General features: G+C 62.0%; 15 protein-coding genes. 8 read left to right on the forward strand and 7 right to left on the reverse strand.

Annotation, left to right across the window (positions count from 1 at the left end):
- Window position 1 precedes the first annotated feature (1 nt).
- Entirely contained in the window at window positions 2-1,537 is a 1,536-nt protein-coding gene (gene pdxR / locus ACZ445_RS29885) for a MocR-like pyridoxine biosynthesis transcription factor PdxR (protein ID WP_179028274.1), read from the reverse strand.
- A gap of 87 nt (window positions 1,538-1,624) precedes the next feature.
- Here pdxR and ACZ445_RS29890 point away from each other — a divergent pair, with 87 nt between their 5' ends.
- From ACZ445_RS29890 to ACZ445_RS29900, 3 genes are read left to right on the forward strand one after another with little or no spacing between them, the layout of a single operon-like run.
- Complete coding sequence (locus ACZ445_RS29890) at window positions 1,625-2,263, forward strand: FMN-binding negative transcriptional regulator (RefSeq protein ID WP_071494671.1); 639 nt, start codon at window positions 1,625-1,627, stop codon at window positions 2,261-2,263.
- Window positions 2,260-2,706 carry a GNAT family N-acetyltransferase gene (locus tag ACZ445_RS29895; protein ID WP_179028275.1) on the forward strand — a complete coding sequence of 149 codons (447 nt, stop codon included), beginning with the start codon at window positions 2,260-2,262 and terminating at the stop codon, window positions 2,704-2,706. Before ACZ445_RS29890 ends, ACZ445_RS29895 begins: the two co-directional genes overlap by 4 nt.
- A 10-nt stretch (window positions 2,707-2,716) precedes the next feature.
- Complete coding sequence (locus ACZ445_RS29900) at window positions 2,717-3,397, forward strand: GNAT family N-acetyltransferase (RefSeq protein WP_179028276.1); 681 nt, start codon at window positions 2,717-2,719, stop codon at window positions 3,395-3,397.
- Window positions 3,398-3,401: 4 nt separating this feature from the next.
- On the opposite strand, the gene ACZ445_RS29905 is transcribed toward ACZ445_RS29900, so the two are convergent.
- A complete protein-coding gene (locus ACZ445_RS29905) occupies window positions 3,402-4,301 on the reverse strand; it encodes a homocysteine S-methyltransferase family protein (protein ID WP_058424309.1) in 900 nt (299 codons plus the stop codon).
- Between the two features lie 113 nt (window positions 4,302-4,414).
- Between ACZ445_RS29905 and ACZ445_RS29910 the strand changes: the two genes are divergently transcribed.
- The 3 genes from ACZ445_RS29910 (at window position 4,415) to ACZ445_RS29920 (ending at window position 7,464) form a co-directional block, all read left to right on the forward strand.
- Window positions 4,415-5,236, forward strand: a complete 822-nt coding sequence (locus tag ACZ445_RS29910; protein ID WP_058424310.1) for an ABC transporter substrate-binding protein — start codon at window positions 4,415-4,417, stop codon at window positions 5,234-5,236.
- A 47-nt stretch (window positions 5,237-5,283) separates the two neighbouring features.
- Window positions 5,284-6,054 (forward strand): amino acid ABC transporter permease, encoded by a 771-nt coding sequence (locus tag ACZ445_RS29915; RefSeq protein ID WP_081049249.1) that lies wholly within the window; start codon window positions 5,284-5,286, stop codon window positions 6,052-6,054.
- 117 nt (window positions 6,055-6,171) lie between these two features.
- On the forward strand, window positions 6,172-7,464 hold the full coding sequence (locus ACZ445_RS29920) for an autotransporter outer membrane beta-barrel domain-containing protein (RefSeq protein WP_058424312.1): 1,293 nt from the start codon (window positions 6,172-6,174) through the stop codon (window positions 7,462-7,464).
- Window positions 7,465-7,537: 73 nt separating this feature from the next.
- On the opposite strand, the gene oadA is transcribed toward ACZ445_RS29920, so the two are convergent.
- Window positions 7,538-9,346: a sodium-extruding oxaloacetate decarboxylase subunit alpha gene (gene oadA / locus ACZ445_RS29925; protein WP_058424313.1), complete on the reverse strand. Its 1,809-nt coding sequence runs from the start codon at window positions 9,344-9,346 to the stop codon at window positions 7,538-7,540.
- Between the two features lie 11 nt (window positions 9,347-9,357).
- Entirely contained in the window at window positions 9,358-10,773 is a 1,416-nt protein-coding gene (locus tag ACZ445_RS29930) for an acetyl-CoA carboxylase biotin carboxylase subunit (RefSeq protein WP_003195732.1), read from the reverse strand.
- 195 nt (window positions 10,774-10,968) lie between these two features.
- Between ACZ445_RS29930 and ACZ445_RS29935 the strand changes: the two genes are divergently transcribed.
- Window positions 10,969-11,943, forward strand: coding sequence for a LysR family transcriptional regulator (locus ACZ445_RS29935; RefSeq protein WP_058424314.1), 975 nt, complete (start codon window positions 10,969-10,971; stop codon window positions 11,941-11,943).
- On the opposite strand, the gene ACZ445_RS29940 is transcribed toward ACZ445_RS29935, so the two are convergent.
- From ACZ445_RS29940 to ACZ445_RS29950, 3 genes are all read right to left on the reverse strand, one after another.
- The gene (locus ACZ445_RS29940) at window positions 11,873-12,070 is read right to left on the reverse strand and encodes a PA3496 family putative envelope integrity protein (RefSeq protein ID WP_081049250.1); all 198 of its coding nucleotides are present in this window, start codon (window positions 12,068-12,070) and stop codon (window positions 11,873-11,875) included. The genes ACZ445_RS29935 and ACZ445_RS29940 overlap by 71 nt on opposite strands.
- A gap of 204 nt (window positions 12,071-12,274) precedes the next feature.
- On the reverse strand, window positions 12,275-13,141 hold the full coding sequence (gene hexR, locus ACZ445_RS29945; protein WP_003177007.1) for a transcriptional regulator HexR: 867 nt from the start codon (window positions 13,139-13,141) through the stop codon (window positions 12,275-12,277).
- A gap of 161 nt (window positions 13,142-13,302) precedes the next feature.
- Complete coding sequence (locus tag ACZ445_RS29950) at window positions 13,303-16,176, reverse strand: GGDEF domain-containing phosphodiesterase (RefSeq protein ID WP_058424315.1); 2,874 nt, start codon at window positions 16,174-16,176, stop codon at window positions 13,303-13,305.
- Between the two features lie 246 nt (window positions 16,177-16,422).
- On the opposite strand from ACZ445_RS29950, the gene uvrD reads away from it, so the two are divergent.
- Window positions 16,423-18,606 (forward strand): DNA helicase II, encoded by a 2,184-nt coding sequence (uvrD, locus tag ACZ445_RS29955; protein ID WP_058424316.1) that lies wholly within the window; start codon window positions 16,423-16,425, stop codon window positions 18,604-18,606.
- The last annotated feature ends 16 nt before the right edge of the window (window positions 18,607-18,622 follow it).

An 18,622-nucleotide genomic window follows, 5' to 3' on the forward strand; every position in this document is an offset into this window, starting at 1 on the left:
CTCACCGCCATACCCGGCGCAATCGCTCCAGCGCCTGGATAATCGCCGGCTCCGGTACGGCGGCGAACCCCAGTACCAGCCCTGCACGCTGGTCCGCAGGCGGGCTGGGTTGCGCCAGCCAGTAGCTGCTCAGGCCATTGATTTCAACCTCAGCGGCCCGCGACAGTTCGAGCAACTGCTGCTCGCGGGCCAGGCTGTCCACACGCACCGTCAGATGCAACCCTGCGGCGACACTGGGCAACTCGCCGACACCGGCCAAACCGCTTGGCCAACCCGCCAGCAAGGTATTGCGCCGGCTCAACGCGGCACGGCGCATGCGGCGGATATGGCGCTGGAAATGCCCAGCGGCCATGAATTCAGCCATCACCGCCTGGGTGCTGACCTCGGAGTGACGCATGTCGACGGCACGGCGCCGGGCGAACGCATCCACCAGGCCCGCCGGCAACACCAGATAACCAAGGCGCAACGCGGGGAAGGCCACCTTGCCGAAGGTACCGACATACAGCACGCGCCCACTGCGATCCAGCGCGGCCAGGGGCGACAACGGTGCACCGCTGTAGCGGTACTCACCGTCATAGTCGTCCTCGATGATCCATCCGCCCGTGCGTTCCGCCCAGGCGAGCAACTCCAGGCGCCGCGCCAGGCTCATCACCACCCCCATCGGGTACTGGTGGGAGGGTGTGACATAGGCCACGCGGCAATCGCTCAAGGTGTTGAGCACCTGGCAATCAATACCTTCGCCATCCACCGGCACGCCGTGCAATTTCCCGCCCGCCAGGGCGAACGCATGCCCGGCCGCACGATAGCCGGGGTTTTCCACCGCCACGCCGTCCCCGGGCTCCACCAGCAACTGTGCACAAAGGCTGATGGCCTGCTGCGCGCCACTGGTGATCACTATTTGTTCAGCCGAGCACTGCATGCCGCGTGAGCTGCGCAAGTAGGCGGCAATCAGGCCGCGCAGGCGACCGTCACCCGCAGGGTCGCCGTAGCACAACAGTTCCAGGTCCGGCTTGCGCCAGAACGCCCCATTCAGCTTGGCCCAGACCTCGAAAGGGAACAGATCGAAGGCGGGCACGCCCACGCGAAATGCCCGTGGCGGCCCCGCTGGAGGCAGGGACAGGTGGTTGGTTCTTATCCGCGCCAAGCCCGCACTGTGGATAACTTCACTGTCGAGGTCTTCCGGCAAATCCGCCCATTTTGTGGATAAGGTTGGGGATAAGCCTGTTGAAAACCCTGTGGATACTTTTGTGGATAGTTTCTTTGCAGTGGGCAATTGGGCGACATAGGTGCCATCGCCGACTCGGCTTTCAATAAACCCCTCCGCATATAGCTGATCGTAGGCGCGCACCACGCTGTTACGGGAAATCGACAACGCCGTCGCCAAGTCACGGGTGGCCGGCAAGCGCGTGCCGCTGACCAATCGCCCGTCCAGTACGCGCTGGCGCAGGGCGTCATACAGCTGGCGCGTCAGGCCTTGGCGGCGATCCAGCTCAATTCCGGCAGGGTTGAACGACAGGGGCGGCGAGACAGGCGACATATTGGACCTATGAAATGGGGGCCAGATGGCTCTTTCAACGAGCCATTAGCCTGCCTAGGATGCAGGCATTCGCCAAGGAATATTTCCATGTACACACCTCGCGCCTTTGCCCTCGACGATTTGCCCGAACTGCAGCAATTGATCCAGCACACCCGCCTGGCGCAGTTGGTGACCTTTGGCGAGCAAGGCCTGCAGGCCAGCCACTTGCCGTTGCTGCTCAACCCCGATGAAGGCCCGAACGGCACACTCTACGGACACCTGGCCAAGGCCAATCCACAGTGGAAAGACCTGCAGGACGGCAGCGAAGCGCTGGTGATCTTCGCGGGTGCCGAGGCTTACATCAGCCCGGCGTTCTACCCGGCCAAGGCCGAGCACGGCAAAGTGGTACCCACTTGGAACTACATCGCCGTGCACGCCTATGGCAAAGCCGAGGTGTTCAACGATGCCGAGCGCTTGCTCGCGGTGGTCACTGCGTTGACCGATCGCCATGAAGGCGGCCGCGCCCAGCCCTGGAAAGTCAGCGATGCCCCGGCCGACTACATCGACGGCATGCTCAAGGCCATCGTCGGCTTCGCCCTGCCGATCGAGCGCCTGATCGGCAAACGCAAACTCAGCCAGAACCGCAGTGCGGCCGACATGGCCGGCGTGCGTGCGGGCCTGGCAACCAGCGCCGATGTGCGCGACCAGACCCTCGCCCGCTTTATTCCCCAAGGAGCCCCAGAATGAGCCCGATCGACATCCGCCAGGTCACCGCCGCCGACCATGCTGCCTGGTTGCCGCTGTGGCAGGCGTATTTGAAGTTCTACGAAACCGAACTGCCGGAAGCCGTCAGCCAAAACACCTGGCAACGCCTGATCGACGCCAGCGAGCCGACCCATTCGGCGCTGGCCTGGCAGGACGGCAAGGCGGTGGGCATGGTCAACTTCATCTATCATCGCTCCAACTGGAGCATCGAGAATTCCTGCTACCTGCAGGACTTGCTGGTGGACCCGGCCCAACGCGGCACCGGCGTCGGTCGCAAGCTGATCGAGTTCGTCTACGCAACCGCCAAGGCCGATGGCTGCGCCAAGGTGCACTGGCTGACCCACGAGACCAATGCCACCGCGATCCAACTCTACGAACGCATCGCCGAACGCCCTGGGTTCATCCAATTTCGCAAAGGTCTTTAAGGAGCGCAGCATGACTACTTCCCTCGCCGACTGGAAAGGCGCCCCGGCGCCTAGCGTCAAACTGCTTGAAGGGCGCTTCATCCGCCTGGAAAAACTCGACCCGGCCCGCCATGGCGACGAATTGTTCCAGGCTCTCCAGGGCCCCGGTGCCGACCGCAAGCTGTGGGACTACTTGCCGTATGGCCCCTTCCCGGAACGCGGCGCCTTCAATGACTGGCTGAACAACCACGCGGCCCACAGCGACCCGTACTTCTTCTGCGTGGTCGACCGCCAGACCGGCCAGGTGCAAGGCCTCCTCAGCCTGATGTCCATCGTCCCCGCACAGGGCCGCATCGAAATCGGCCACGTCACCTTCGGCGCACCGATGCAGCGCTCGCCGAAGAGCACCGAAGCGGTGTACCTGCTGGCCAAACACGCGTTCGATCAGGGCTACCGCCGCCTGGAATGGAAGTGCAACAACGCCAACGATCGCTCCAGATACGCGGCTGAGCGGTTGGGATTCAGCTTTGAAGGAGTGTTCCGCCAGCACATGGTGGTGAAGGGCAAAAACCGCGATACGGCGTGGTATTCGATCATCGACGCGGAATGGTCGGCAATCCAGGCCGGTTTCGAGGAGTGGCTGTCGGAGGCTAACCAGACCGGTTCAGGTCAGGTGAAAGGCCTGGCGGACTGTCGCCGCCAGGCGCGTTGAGGGCTTAGCCCAACTGCTGGGCCAGCACTGCAATGTGCTCCGGCCCGATCCCGCAGCATCCCCCCAGGTGGCTGGCACCCCGTGCCTGCCAGTCGGCAGCCCAGCGCAGGTAACCTGGCGGGTCGAGGTCCTCGCGCAGCGGGTCCAGGCCATCATTGGCGGTGGCCTCCTTGGGTTGCGGCGGGAAGGCGTTGGCATAGGCGCCGACCTGGATCTTCACCCCGAGGCGTTCGAACGTCTGGCAGGACGCGTCGATAGCCGCGCCAATCACTTCCGGCTGGCTGCAATTGAACAGCAGCACGTGCACACCCAGTTGCGCAGCCGCTTCGGCCGCGTCAGCCACCGGTTCGCCGGAACGCAGGCGGGGAATCTCGTCAGTGTCTTCATCCTTGAGGGTAAACGACAGCCAGAACGGCTTACCGTCCTTGGGCAGGCCGGCGTGGATGGCACGTGCCTCCGCAATCGAACTCTGGGTTTCCGCCAGCCACAGGTCGACATGGGGCGACAGGCCTTGCACCAGTGGGGTCAACAATTCAGACACGCGCTGCGGTTCGAACAGGTCAGGGCGGTACGAACCAAACAACGGCGGCAGCGAACCGGCGACCAGTACGGCTTTGCCCGAGGCCTCTACGGCACGGCGCGCCAACTCCCCGGCGAGTGCGGCCAACGCCTGGCCCTCTGCGGCAAACCGCGCTTCTCCGATGTGAAACGGCACCACGGCATAGCTGTTGCTGGTGATGACGGTCGCACCGCTCTGGATATACGCCGCGTGTACCGCTTCCACCGCCTGCGGTGCTTCACTCAGTGCCAGTGCTGACCACTCCGGCTGCCGGAAAGGTGCGCCCCTGCGTTGCAGTTCACGGCCCATGCCGCCGTCGAGGATTACTGTGCGTGCCGTGCCCATATGCCTTTTACTCATAAGCTTATGAAAATAACTCACTATGAGAGTCGTTCTTATAACTATTTAATACGCGGCATCCGGTTATTAACAACCTCTTTTTTATTCAGGTGTCGATTGTGAAACTAAATCCGCTGCTGTTCCTGGCCCTGACGATATTGGCCACCTCGACTCAAGCCTCCGCCGGCACGACGCTGGACCGGGTCGAGCAAAAAAAGGAACTGGTCGGCGTGTTGATGGAAAGCTACCCGCCGTTCTCGTTTCTTAACGAGCAGAACCAACTCGACGGTTTCGACGTGGATGTCGCCAAGGCGGTTGCGCAAAAACTGGGGGTGAAGCTGCGCCTGGAAACGCCTTCCTGGGACGTAATCGCCGCAGGTCGCTGGAGCGGGCGCTACGACATCTGCATCTGCTCCATGACGCCGAGCAAAGCCCGCGCCGAGGTGTTCGATTTCCCGGTGCAATACTACGCGTCGCCTGCCGTGATTGTGGTCAACGCCAAGGATGACCGTATTCACGGCGCCAGGGACCTGAGCGGCAAGAAAGTCGGCCTCACCAGCGCCTCCAGCTATGAAAGCTATCTGAACAAGAATCTGGTGATCGAAGGCGCCGAAGATACCCACCTGCAGTACCCTTTCGACAACGTGCAGATCGCTCCATACGACACCGACAACGTAGCGTTCCAGGACTTGGGCCTGGGCGCCGGCGTGCGCCTGGATGCGATCCTCACCAATCTGGTCACTGCCCAACCGCGCCTGGACCAGGACAAGCGCTTCAAGCTCGCCGGCGATGCGCTGTATGCCGAACCCAACTCGGTGGCCATCGAAAAAGGCGACCCACAGTGGGACAGCAAGGTGCGTGAGGTCTTCGCCCAACTGAAACAGGACGGTACCCTGAGCAAGCTGTCGCAAAAATGGATCGGCGCCGATATCAGCCAATGACTGCATTCCCCACACCTCCCAAGCCACCGGTGAACACACGGCGCCTCATGGGATTCCGGACTCGGCTTTACTTGACCTGGGCGACGTTGTTCTGCCTGTTCGCCAGCTTTTTCCTGAGCTTTGACCTGAAGTTCTCGATCATTCTCGACAAACTGCCCAACCTGATCGGCGTACACCTGGCGCCCAACGGCTTCCTGCAAGGGGCGGCACTCACCGTATTCCTGTGCCTGTGCTCGATGGTGGCCTCGTCGCTGCTGGGCTTTGTCACAGCGCTGGGGCGGCTGTCGAACAGCGCCGTGGCTTTCGGCGTCGCCAGTTTCTACGCTTCGTTCTTTCGCGGCACACCCTTGCTGATCCAGATCCTGCTGATCTACCTGGGCCTGCCGCAATTGGGTGTGGTGCCTGGTGCAATCGTTGCCGGGATCATCGCGCTGTCGCTGAACTATGGGGCCTACCTGAGTGAGATCTTCCGTGCGGGTATCCTCGGCGTACCCCACGGCCAGCGGGAAGCCGCCCTGGCCCTGGGCATGCGCGACAGCGCGATCTTCTGGCACGTCACCCTGCCCCAGGCCATGCGCACCATCATCCCGCCAGCCACCAACCAGTTCATCTCCATGCTCAAGGACTCGTCGCTGATTTCAGTGATGGGGGTATGGGAAGTGATGTTTCTGGCGCAGTCCTACGGACGCTCCAGCTACCGCTATATCGAAATGCTCACTACGGCGGCGATTATCTACTGGGTGATGTCCCTCGGACTTGAGTTGATCCAGGCGCAAATGGAGCGGCACTACGGCAAGGGGTATGCGCGCAAGGGGTAAGTTCTTAATCTCCCGCCAGTAAAGACAACTCCCGCAAACCAGGAGTCGATGGCCTGACAGTTATCACCCCACCATCTCGCTAAATTCCCGGCCTCATTCATCAGAGGTTGGGATTTCATGCCTTTTACACCGCACAGAGTTGTCCTTGTCATTGCCCTTGCTCTCAGCGCCGCCAGCCTTCAAACCGCACAGGCGCGGGGCGATATCGAATACACGCCGTACTGCTATCAGCCCTACGATGCGCTGGATGACGCGTGGGTCTACGTGCCCGAAACCAAAGCGACACCCCTCGACGGTTATCTCACCCGCAAGGCCACTTCGCACAACGGCTTGCAAGTGGCCAAAGTGCTGGAGCCCGCGCTGATTCGTTTGCTGCACTCCGGGGAGCTGACATCCGAGCAAATCAAAGCCCTGGAAAAATTCGGAGATGCGCTGGAGAAACAACCCGGCGGAATAGGTGCCAGCCTTGAGCAGTTGGCTGGTAGCCAGAACGCCAACCTCGCGGGCGCAACGCAAAACACCACACAACACATCGCCGGCCAATTGCTTTCAACCCTGCGCACACTCCCCGTCGACGACGAAGGACACTTATGGGTTCAAGGCCTGGGCCACGACGGCCGCCTCGATAAACAAAGCGGCAGCGCCGGCCTGAAATACAGCACCGAAGGCCTGCTGTTGGGCGCCGACTGGGCACTGGATCACGCCTGGCGCGTGGGTGTGATGGGCGCAAAATCCACCAGTCATTTAGACACCCCCCGCTTCGCCTCCGAGTTGGACAGTTGGCACCTGGGCGGTTATGCCGTGCGCCAGGACGGCCCACTGGCCCTGCGCCTGGGCGCGATCTACAGCGACCACGCGGGGCAGAACAAACGTAACGCCAACCTGCTGGATTACAAGGAGCACCTCAGGGGCCAATACAACGCCCAGAGCCAAACCCTGTTTTCCGAGCTGGGCTATCAACTGGGCAGCACGGATCTCAGCGTGGAGCCCTTCGCCGGCCTCGGCTTCCAGCGCTACCACCGCGACAGCTTCAAGGAAACCGGTGGCCTGACCGCACTGAACGTTGGCGCACAAACCCAGCAGAACCTGAGCAGCACCGTGGGCCTTCGCCTGGCAACGGTGTATCGATTCGATAACCAGGTCAGCCTTACGCCCCACCTCAGCACCAGCTGGAAACACCTCTACGGCGAGGTCGACAGCCAGGTGCGCCAGTCCTACCGCGCACTGCCAGGGCTGGTTGACGGCTTCACGGTCAAGGGCACCTCGCTGGATCGCAATAGCCTGGATCTGCAAGCCGGGCTGGATCTGGCCGTGTCGACACAACACACCGTCGGCCTGACCTACAGCGCCCAGGCCGGTACCAACAGCCGTAACCAAGGCCTGATGGGGCAATGGAAGATGAGCTTCTGAACCACCAAATCCCAGGCAAAAAAAGGGGGGCACCTGCCCCCCCGAGGATTAAACGGTCGTGTCGAAGGCTGTATCAGCCTTCGATCTCAATCAGGATTTCGCCAGGGTTGACCCGGTCGCCCTTGGCCACATGAACGGCGGTGACCTTGCCGGCAATCGCAGCCTGCACTTCGGTTTCCATCTTCATGGCTTCGGTAATCAGCACGGCCTGGCCGGCCTTGACCACATCGCCTTCCTTGACCAGCACGTCGACGATATTGCCCGGCATCGCTGTGCTGACATGGCCCGGCGCGGTCGCGTGCTTGCGGTTGCTGCTGCCACCGCTGACAAACTCGTTGAGCGGTTCGAACACCACTTCTTCCGGCATGCCGTCGATGGACAGGTAGAAGTGGCGCTTGCCCTCGGCCTTGACGCCAACACCGGTGATGTCCACGCGGTAGCTTTCACCATGCACGTCGATGACGAACTCGGTCGGTACGCCTTCGCCACCGGCACGCGCCACACCGCCCGCCTCCGGGATTGGCAGCAGTACTTCCGGCGCCAGGGTGCCGGCGTCGCGTTCTTCGAGGAACTTGCGCCCGATGTCCGGGAACATCGCGTAAGTCAGCACGTCTTCTTCGGACTTGGCCAGCGCGCCGATTTCGCCACGCAGCTTGGTCATTTCCGGCTTGAGCAGGTCGGCCGGGCGCACGTCGATCACTTCTTCGCTGCCAATGGCCTGGCGCCGCAGTTTCTCGTTCACCGTGCCCGGCGCCTTGCCGTAGCCGCCTTGCAGGTACAGCTTCACTTCGTTGGTGATGGTCTTGTAGCGCTCGCCGGCGAGCACGTTGAAGAACGCCTGGGTGCCGACGATCTGCGAGGTCGGGGTGACCAGCGGCGGGAACCCGAGGTCTTCACGTACGCGCGGGATCTCGGCCAGCACTTCGCTCATGCGGTTGAGGGCGCCCTGCTCTTTCAACTGGTTGGCCAGGTTGGAAATCATCCCGCCCGGCACCTGGTTGACTTGCACACGGGTGTCGACCGCGGTGAATTCGCTTTCGAACTGGTGGTATTTCTTGCGCACGGCATAGAAGTACAGGCCGATCTCTTGCAGCAGCTCCAGGCTCAGGCCAGTGTCAAACTCGCTGCCTTTAAGGGCGGCGACCATCGACTCGGTCCCTGGGTGGCTGGTGCCCCAGGCGAAGCTGGAGATGGCGGTGTCGATATGGTCAGCACCGTTCTCGATGGCCTTGAGTTGGCACATCGCGGCCAAACCTGCAGTGTCATGCGAGTGAATAAAGATCGGCAGACTTTGCTCGGCCTTCAGCGCCTTGACCAGCTCGCCCGTGGCATACGGGGTCAACAGGCCGGCCATGTCTTTGATGGCGATGGAGTCGCAGCCCATGGATTCCAGCTGCTTGGCCTGTGCCACAAAGGCTTCGACGGTGTGCACCGGGCTGGTGGTGTAGGCGATGGTGCCCTGGGCATGCTTGCCGGCCGCCTTCACCGCTTCGATGGCCACGCGCAGGTTACGCACGTCGTTCATGGCGTCGAAAATGCGGAATACGTCGATCCCATTCACGGCGGCCTTGGCCACGAAGGCCTTGACCACGTCATCACTGTAGTGGCGGTAGCCCAGCAGGTTCTGGCCGCGCAGCAGCATTTGCAGGCGGGTGTTAGGCAACGCGGCACGCAGTTTGCGCAGGCGCTCCCACGGGTCTTCCTTGAGGAAGCGCACGCAGGCGTCGAAGGTCGCGCCGCCCCAGACTTCCAGGGACCAGTAGCCGACTTTGTCGAGCTTGTCGCAGATCGGCAGCATGTCGTCGGTGCGCATGCGGGTGGCCAGCAACGATTGGTGGGCGTCGCGCAGGATGGTGTCGGTGACAAAGATTTTCTTGGACATTGTTGTATTCCTCACAGGCCTGCGTGGGCGGCGATGGCGGCGGCGATGGCCAGGGCCAGCTCTTCGGGTTTGCGCTTGATCGAGTAGTTGGTCAGCTCAGGGTGGCTTTCCACGAAACTGGTGTTGAACTGGCCGCTGCGGAATTCCGGATTGCGCAGGATTTCCTGGTAGTAGGCGGCAGTGGTCTTCACGCCTTGCAGGCGCATGTCATCCAGGGCACGCAGGCCGCGGTCCATGGCTTCTTCCCAGGTCAACGCCCACACCACCAGTTTCAGGCACATGGAATCGTAGAACGGCGGGATGGTGTAGCCGGTGTAGATCGCCGTGTCGGTACGCACGCCGGGACCGCCGGGGGCGTAGTAACGGGTGATCTTGCCGAAACTGGGCAGGAAGTTGTTCTTCGGGTCTTCGGCGTTGATACGAAACTGCAACGCGAAACCACGGTGCTGGATGTCTTCCTGTTTCACCGACAGCGGCAGGCCGGAGGCGATGCGGATCTGTTCGCGGACGATGTCGATCCCGGTGATTTCTTCGGTGATGGTGTGTTCCACCTGCACCCGGGTGTTCATCTCCATGAAGTACACCTCGCCCTCGGCGAGCAGGAACTCCACGGTGCCGGCGTTCTCGTAGCCCACGGCCTTGGCGGCGCGCACCGACAGGTCGCCGATGTAGGCGCGCTGTTCAGGGGTCAGTTGCGGGCTCGGGGCGATTTCGATGAGCTTCTGGTTACGGCGCTGGATCGAGCAATCACGCTCGAACAGGTGCACCACGTTGCCGAAACTGTCACCGAGGATCTGCGCCTCGATGTGCTTGGGATTGACGATGCACTTTTCCAGGAACACTTCCGCCGAACCGAAGGCCTTGGTGGCCTCGGAAATCACGCGGGGGAAGGCTTGTTCAAGTTCTTCGCGGCTGTTGCAGCGACGGATACCACGACCACCACCACCGGACGTGGCCTTGAGCATCACCGGGTAACCAATGCGGTCGCCTTCGGTGAGTGCCTCGTGGATATCCGCGACATTGCCTTCGGTGCCCGGCGTGACCGGCACACCGGCCTTGATCATGCTGCGGCGCGCTTCGGTCTTGTCACCCATGCGGCGAATCACTTCAGCCGATGGCCCAATGAATTTGATGCCGCGTTCAGCGCAGATGTCTGCCAATTCGGCATTTTCCGACAGGAAGCCGTAGCCGGGGTGCAGCGCATCGCAGCCGGTTTCCACCGCCAGGTTCACCAGCTTGCGCGGGTTCAGGTAGCCGGCCAGGGGCTCGGCACCAATGCTGTGGGCTTCGTCGGCACGCTTGACGTGCAACGCGTGGCGGTCGGCGTCGGAGTAGACCGCGACCGAGCGAATGCCCATCTCGGCGCAGGCACGCACGATTCGTACGGCAATTTCACCACGGTTGGCGATCAGGATCTTTTTTATCACTTGGAAATTCCCTTGAGCCGATTGCTGCGTTCTTCGACCCGCTGGAACCGGGTCGGCGCGTGACCAAATGTTTCATGACAGTCGCGAGACACACACTAAGCCCGCCAAGGGATTAACAAAAATCAATAATTATTGGGTTGGGCATAAGTAAAGACTTATAGTTGCCCGAACAGCCGGTGGCGAGAGAATTAGAAAATGCGTAAGTCATTGATGCGACTGACATTGCGTCAATTGCAGATCTTCCATGAGGTGTGCGATTTGCGCTCCTACAGCCGTGCAGCCGAGGAAATGTCCCTCACGCAACCGGCCGTCAGCCTGCAAATCCGTCAACTGGAAGAGCTGATCGGCCAGCCGCTGTTCGATTACGTGGGCAAGAAGCTCTACATGACCGAGGCCGCCGAAGCCTTGCAGCGCGCCAGCCGTGACATCTTCGGACGCCTGGAAAACCTCGATATGCAGCTTTCGGACATGCAGGGTTCGTTGCAGGGCCAGCTGAAACTGGCGATTGAATCCAGCGCCAAGTACTTCGTGCCGCACCTGTTCGCCGCCTTCAAGCGCCAGCATCCGGAGGTGCAGTTGCAGTTGACGGTGGTGAACCGCGCCCAGGTGATTCGCCGGCTTTCGGACAACCGGGATGACCTGGTCATCATGTCCATGGTGCCCCAGGACATGGGCCTGGAATTCCTGCCATTCCTCAACAACCCGATTGTCGCCGTGGCGCCGCCCGACCATCCCTTGAGCCTGCAAGGCCCGCTGCGCCTGCAGGACCTGGAGCCCTACACGCTGTTGCTGCGCGAACCGGGCTCCGGCACGCGACTGGCCTGCGAGGAGTACTTCAAGGAAAAACGCGTGCACTTCACCCAGACGGTGGAAGTGGCCTCGGCCGAGGCGCAGCGTGAGTGTGTCTGTGCGGGATTGGGCGTAGCCCTGCTGACGCGTCATGCGGTCAACATGGAGTTGGCCACCGGCGGGCTCAAGGAGCTGCCGGTGGAGGAACTGCCGCTGTACCGCAGTTGGTGCCTGGTGCAGGCCAAGGCCAAGCGCCTGTCACCGGTGGCCCATGCGTTCCTGGGCTTTATCCGCAGCGAACGGGTGCAGATCAGCGTGTTGGCTGAGCGTTTCGCTGGGCAGCCGCGGGTGCCTGCCAGTGGAGTTCCGGGTAGTCACTGATGCTCTGGAGCAACTGGCGCTCCTCACAACGGTCTTCGATTGCGCGACGGAACGCCATGCGGCGTTGGTCTTCCTGCTGACGACGGGTTTTGACGGAGCTGTTGCTGTCTTCGTAAGTCCGGGCCATTTGGAGTCTCCCAATGCGAGTACGGGGAGTTCAGGATGGCCCTGGGCGATGACGCAGCGATGACAGCCTGATGAAGATTCTGGGTTCGCAGGAGATCCAAATGTGGGAGGGGGCTTGCCCCCGATAACAGTGGGTCAGGCAATGCATTTGGTGACTGACACACCGCAATCGGGGGCAAGCCCCCTCCCACATTTTGACCTCAGGTCAATCGTCGAGGGCTTTGACGGATTTGGGCGACAGACGCAGGCTGCGCAGACTGCGCTTCACGCTCTTGAGGTGGTTGACCAGGCTCGGCCCACGCGCCATGGCCACGCCCATCGCCAGCACGTCGATCACCACCAGGTGGGCTATGCGCGAAGTCAGTGGCGTGTAGATTTCGGTGTCTTCGTGCACGTCGATCGCCAGGTTGACCGTAGACAGTTCCGCCAACGGCGTCTGGCTCGGGCACAGGGTGATCAGCGATGCACCGCTTTCACGCACCAGGTTGGCGGTGATCAGCAGGTCCTTGGAGCGGCCCGACTGGGAAATGCAGATGGCCACGTCCGTAGGCTTCAAGGTCACCGCCGACATGGCTTGCATGTGGGGGTCGCTGTAGGCCGCGGCGGTGAGCAGCAAACGGAAGAATTTGTGCTGGGCATCAGCAGCCACCGCGCCCGAAGCACCAAAGCCATAGAACTCCACGCGCTGGGCCTGGGACATGGCGGTCACGGCCTTTTGCAACTCCACCGGGTCGAGCTTCTCGCGCACTTCCATCAGGGTATGCAAGGTGGTGTCGAAGATTTTCAGGCTGTAGTCGGCGACAGAGTCGTCTTCATGGATCGCGAATTGGCCGAAGCTGGCGCCAGCGGCCAGGCTTTGCGCCAGCTTGAGTTTCAAGTCCTGGAACCCGGAGCAACCAATAGCGCGGCAGAAGCGCACGATGGTCGGTTCGCTGATGCCCACGCTATGGGCCAGGTCGGCCATGGAACTGTGCATCACAGCCGCAGGGTCAAGCAGCACGTGATCGGCAACCTTGAGTTCCGATTTGCGTAACAGGTGGCGCGACTGGGCGATATGTTGCAACAGGTTCAAAGGGCAGGACTCTTGTTATGGGCAGGGCCAGAGATGTAGCAAGCTTGTAGTTATACTACAAGAATTGCCGTTTTGCCCGTCCGACGCATCACTAAATCGCCCTGCTCCCCTTTGAATCTAAGGGCAGCCGCGTTGTAGCCACAGGGGCGTCCCCGGCGTCGTTAAGGAAATTCTGCATTTTTCCGTAACAAATCTGCCAACCCATCAGCCTGCATCGGCCGGCTGATCAGATAGCCCTGCACTTCGTCACAACGCTCACCCCGCAGAAAATCCAGCTGCTGCTGATCTTCCACACCCTCCGCCACTACCTTCAGCGCCAGCCCGTGGGCCATGGCGATGATTGCCCGAGTGATGGCTGCGTCTTCGCGCCCCTGACCCAGGCCGCGGATGAAGGTCTGGTCGATCTTCACGTAGTCCACGGGAATGCGCTTGAGGTAGCTGAGGGACGAATAACCGGTGCCGAAATCGTCAATCGCCAACTTCACCCCCAGGTCCCGCAGTTGCTGGAAGGTCGCGATGATGTGTTCGACGCTGTCGAGCAGTTGGCTTTCGGTCAGCTCCAGCTCCAGGTATTGCGGGTCCAGGCCGGTTTCTTCGAGCACCTGGCGTACCAGGCTGACCAACTTCCCCTGGCGCAGTTGGTGTACCGAGAGGTTCACCGATACCCGGATCGGTGCCAGCCCCTGGCGCTGCCATTCACACGCCTGCCAGCAGGCCTCGCGCAGCACGAATTCACCCAGCGGCACGATCAGGCCGGTCTCTTCGGCCAGGCCGATAAAGTCGCCCGGCGGCACCATGCCCCACTGCGGGTGCTCCCAACGGATCAGCGCCTCGGCCGCATTCAGCTTGCCGCTGGCCAGGCACAGCTTCGGTTGGTAGAACACCGTGAGCTGACGCTCTTCGATGGCCTTGCGCAGGTGGTTTTCCAGCTGCAAGCGCTCCAGGGTGCTGGCTTGCAGGCTGTCGGTGTAGAACTGGAAGTTGTTGCCGCCCAGGTGTTTGGCGTGTTGCATGGCCATGTTCGATTGGCTGACCAATGCGGAAATTTCACGCGCGTTGTCCGGCAACAGGCTGACCCCCATGGAAGCACTCACCACCAACTCATGCCCTTCCACGGTCACCGGCACCCGCAGCTTGGCCAGCAGCCGCGTGGCGACCCGCGCCAGGCTCGACAGGTTGCCATAGGCGTCGAACAACACGGCAAACTCATCACCGGACAGGCGTGCAATGGTGTCGGCCTCGGGCAAGGCATTGATCAGGCGTCGCGCCATTTTTTGCAGCAACTGGTCGGCCACTTCATGGCCCAGGCTGTCATTCAACAGCTTGAAGCGGTCGAGGTTGATGTGCAGCAGCGCCAGGCTGCGCCCACCCTGGCGTACACGCTGGTGAGCCTCGCGCAACCTTTCGCGGAACAGCGAGCGGTTGGCCAGGCCGGTCAGTTCGTCGTAGTGAGTGAGGTAACGCATACGCTCTTCCGACTCACGCCGCGCGGAAAGATCGGCGAAGAAGCCCACGATATGGCTGACTTTTCCTCGGATATCACGCACAACGTTCAATTGCAGCCACTGCGGGTAAAGCTCGCCGTTCTTGCGTGTCTCCACCAATTCACCCTGCCACGTACCGTGGCTGAGCAACGCCTGGCGGATCACCGGGAAATGGCGGCGAGCGTCACGGCTGCTGGGCAGTTCCACCACGTTGCGGCCAATCATGTCGTCGGTTTCGAACCCCGTGACACGGCTGAAGGCTTGGTTGACGGCGATCAGCTTGTAGTCCGGATCAAGGATCACAATGCCTTCGCTGGCGGCTTCAAATACGGTCGAGGCCAAACGCTGCTGTTCCTCCAGGGCCTTGCCGGCGCTGATATCGCGGCGCGTCCCGAGCATGCGCGTGACCCGGCCACTGGGCGCACGCTCCACGGCGCGGCCACGGTCTTCGATCCACACCCAGTGCCCATCGCCATGGCGCACGCGGTATTCCACCTGGTAGTCCTCGCTGCGGCCCTTGAGGTGTTCCACCAGGGCACGCTTGAGCAGCGGCAGGTCTTCGGGGTGCAGGCGCGGCTTGAGGTGGCTGAGCATTGCCGTGACGTACTCTGGCTCCAGGCCGAACAGTTCCTTGAGCTGGGTGTGATGGACCTCATCGGTTTGCAGGTTCCAGTCCCATAGGCCCAGTTCACTGGCTTGCAGCGCCATGGCCAGGCGCGCTTCGCTTTTATTCAGGGCCAAACTGGCGGCGTCCAGTTCCTGGCTGCGCTGTGCCACACGGTCTTGCAGGCCGATCTGGGCGTCACGCAGCTCCTGCTCGGCTTGACGGCGCTGTTCGACTTCGCGCACCAACTCCTGGTTGAGTTGCTCGCTGCGCTGCTGCGCCTGTTGCAGATGCTCAATCAGCGCCTGGTTCTGGAAGCGGCGCAACAGCCCACGCTGGATCAGGCGATTGACCTGCCACGCCACCAGGCTCAAGGACGCCAGCAGGATCAGGCCAAGTACACCCCAACCGCGCTGCTGCGGGTCGCCGCTCCAGAACAGGTAGAGGATAGACGGCACCAGGCACGGCAAGGCAAAGGACAGGAACGCCGGCAGGCTCACGGCGTACGCCACGCTGGCCGACAAGGTCGCCGCGCCGATCAGGCCGAACACCCAGGCCTGTTGCATGAAGCTGTCCACCGGCACCAGGGCGATGGCGGCCGTTGCCAGCGTCAGGCCACTGACCGCCGAGCCGAGCAGGAACATGCGTTGCCACACCGGCTGGGCCTGGCGGCTGGGCATCGCCGAGTCAAACGCGGCCACCTGGATCACGCGCATCGCCACCAGGGCCAGCAGCCAGACCAACCAGACGCTGTCCAACAGGTATCGCTGGGGGTTCCACAGTAGCCAGGCGCAGACCAGGCCATTGACCAACATCAACAGGGTCGGCAGCAGCGAGCCTTGATACAGCAGGCGTGTGCGCTCGACCGCCATCTCCGTGGCGTAGTGTTTACGGATAACCTGCGCGGGAGCCGCCGAGGGGCCAAGCAGGTCGGTGCTAAGGGTCATAGGCAGTGTTCTTATAATGGTGAGCCCGAAACGTCGACGGAGCATACACAAGCAAGCGCTTGGGCCAAACTGCTCCATGTCATAAAACCGCACGGTCATGCCGCGCAAACTTCCGGGCCAGACGGCTTGAGCGAGACGCGGCGCGGGCTGCGGCCATCGACCGACCGGTCATCACCCCGAAGGTTTTCCGTCGACCACCGGGCATTGGCATTTGCCCCACTTCCCCGGGGGCCATAGAATGCGCCGATGCGCGATGATCTCTCCCTTTTGCTGAACTCCCTCAACGATGCCCAACGCCAGGCCGTAGCGGCCCCCGTTGGCCGTCAGTTGGTCCTGGCCGGTGCTGGCTCCGGTAAAACCCGAGTGCTGGTGCACCGTATCGCCTGGTTGATCCAGGTCGAGAACGCGTCCCCGCATTCCATCCTGTCGGTGACCTTCACCAACAAGGCCGCTGCCGAGATGCGCCACCGCATCGAACAGCTGATGGGCATCAGCCCGGCCGGCATGTGGGTGGGCACCTTCCACGGCCTGGCGCACCGCTTGCTGCGGGCGCACTGGCAGGAAGCGGGCCTGGCCCAGACCTTCCAGATCCTCGACAGCGATGACCAGCAACGCCTGGTCAAGCGGGTGATCCGCGAGCTGGGCCTCGACGAACAACGCTGGCCAGCGCGCCAGGCACAATGGTTCATCAACGGCCAGAAAGACGAAGGCCTGCGCCCGCAACACATCCAGGCCAGCGGCGATCTGTTCCTGGCCACCATGCGCAGCATCTATGAAGCCTACGAGGCCGCCTGCGTGCGCGCCGGGGTTATCGACTTTTCCGAGCTGCTGCTGCGCGCCCTCGACCTGTGGCGCGACAACCCAGGCCTGCTGGCGCATTACCAGAAACGTTTCCGACACATCCTGGTGGACGAATTCCAGGACACCAACGCCGTGCAGTACGCCTGGCTGCGCCTGCTGGCCAAGGGTGGCGACAGCCTGATGGTGGTGGGCGACGACGACCAGTCGATCTACGGCTGGCGTGGCGCGAAAATCGAGAACATCTACCAGTACTCCGAAGACTTCCCGGACGCGGTCACCATCCGCCTGGAGCAGAACTACCGCTCCACTGCCGGGATCCTCAAGGCGGCCAACGCCTTGATCGCCAACAACACCGGGCGCCTGGGCAAAGAACTGTGGACCGACGGCGGCGAAGGCGAAGCGATCAACCTGTACGCCGCGTTCAACGAACACGATGAAGCGCGCTACGTGGTGGAAACCATCGAAAGCGCGCTGAAAACCGGCCTGGCACGCAGCGACATCGCGATTCTGTACCGCTCCAACGCCCAATCGCGAGTGTTGGAAGAAGCCTTGCTGCGCGAACGCATCCCATACCGTATCTATGGCGGCCAGCGCTTCTTCGAGCGCGCGGAAATCAAGAACGCCATGGCTTACCTGCGCTTGCTGGAAGGCCGTGGCAACGATGCGGCGCTGGAACGGGTGATCAATATCCCGGCCCGTGGCATCGGTGAGAAAACCGTCGAAGCCATTCGCGATCACGCGCGCCACGCCGATGTGTCGATGTGGGAAGCCATGCGCCTGCTCATCGCCAACAAGGGCCTGACCGGTCGTGCGGCGGGCGCGCTGGGTGTGTTTGTCGAGCTGATCGAGAACCTGGCGGCCAAGTGCGCGGAAATGCCCCTGCATTTGATGACCCAGACCGTGATCGAGCAATCCGGGCTGATCGCCTATCACGAAGCGGAAAAAGGCGAGAAAGGCCAGGCCCGGGTAGAAAACCTTGAGGAACTGGTCAGCGCCGCCCGTGCGTTCGAAAACACCGAGGAAGACGAAGAGCTGACCCCGCTGGCCGCATTCCTCGGCCACGCGTCGCTGGAAGCCGGTGATACCCAGGCCGACGAGCATGAAGACAGCGTCCAGCTGATGACCTTGCACAGCGCCAAGGGCCTCGAATTCCCGTATGTGTTCCTGGTGGGCATGGAAGAAGGCCTGTTCCCGCACAAGATGAGCCTGGAAGAGCCCGGCCGCCTTGAGGAAGAACGTCGCCTGGCCTACGTGGGCATCACCCGGGCGATGCAGAACCTGGTGATGACCTACGCCGAGACCCGACGCCTGTACGGCAGCGAGACCTACAACAAGGTGTCGCGCTTCGTACGTGAAGTACCGAAGGGGCTGATCCAGGAAGTGCGCCTGTCCAACAGCGTCAGCCGCCCGTTCGGCGGGGGCCAGCAGCAGAACTCCAGCAGCATGTTTGCGGGCTCGGAGATTCCGCAGACCCAGTTCAGCCTGGGCCAGCAGGTCAGGCATTCTGTGTTCGGCGAAGGGGTGATCCTCAACTTCGAGGGTGCCGGTGCCCAGGCCCGTGTGCAGGTGAATTTCGCCGAAGGCAGCAAGTGGCTGATGATGGGTTACGCGAAACTCGAAGCCATTTGAAACATTTGCCTACATG

Source organism: Pseudomonas allii, assembly GCF_055380095.1.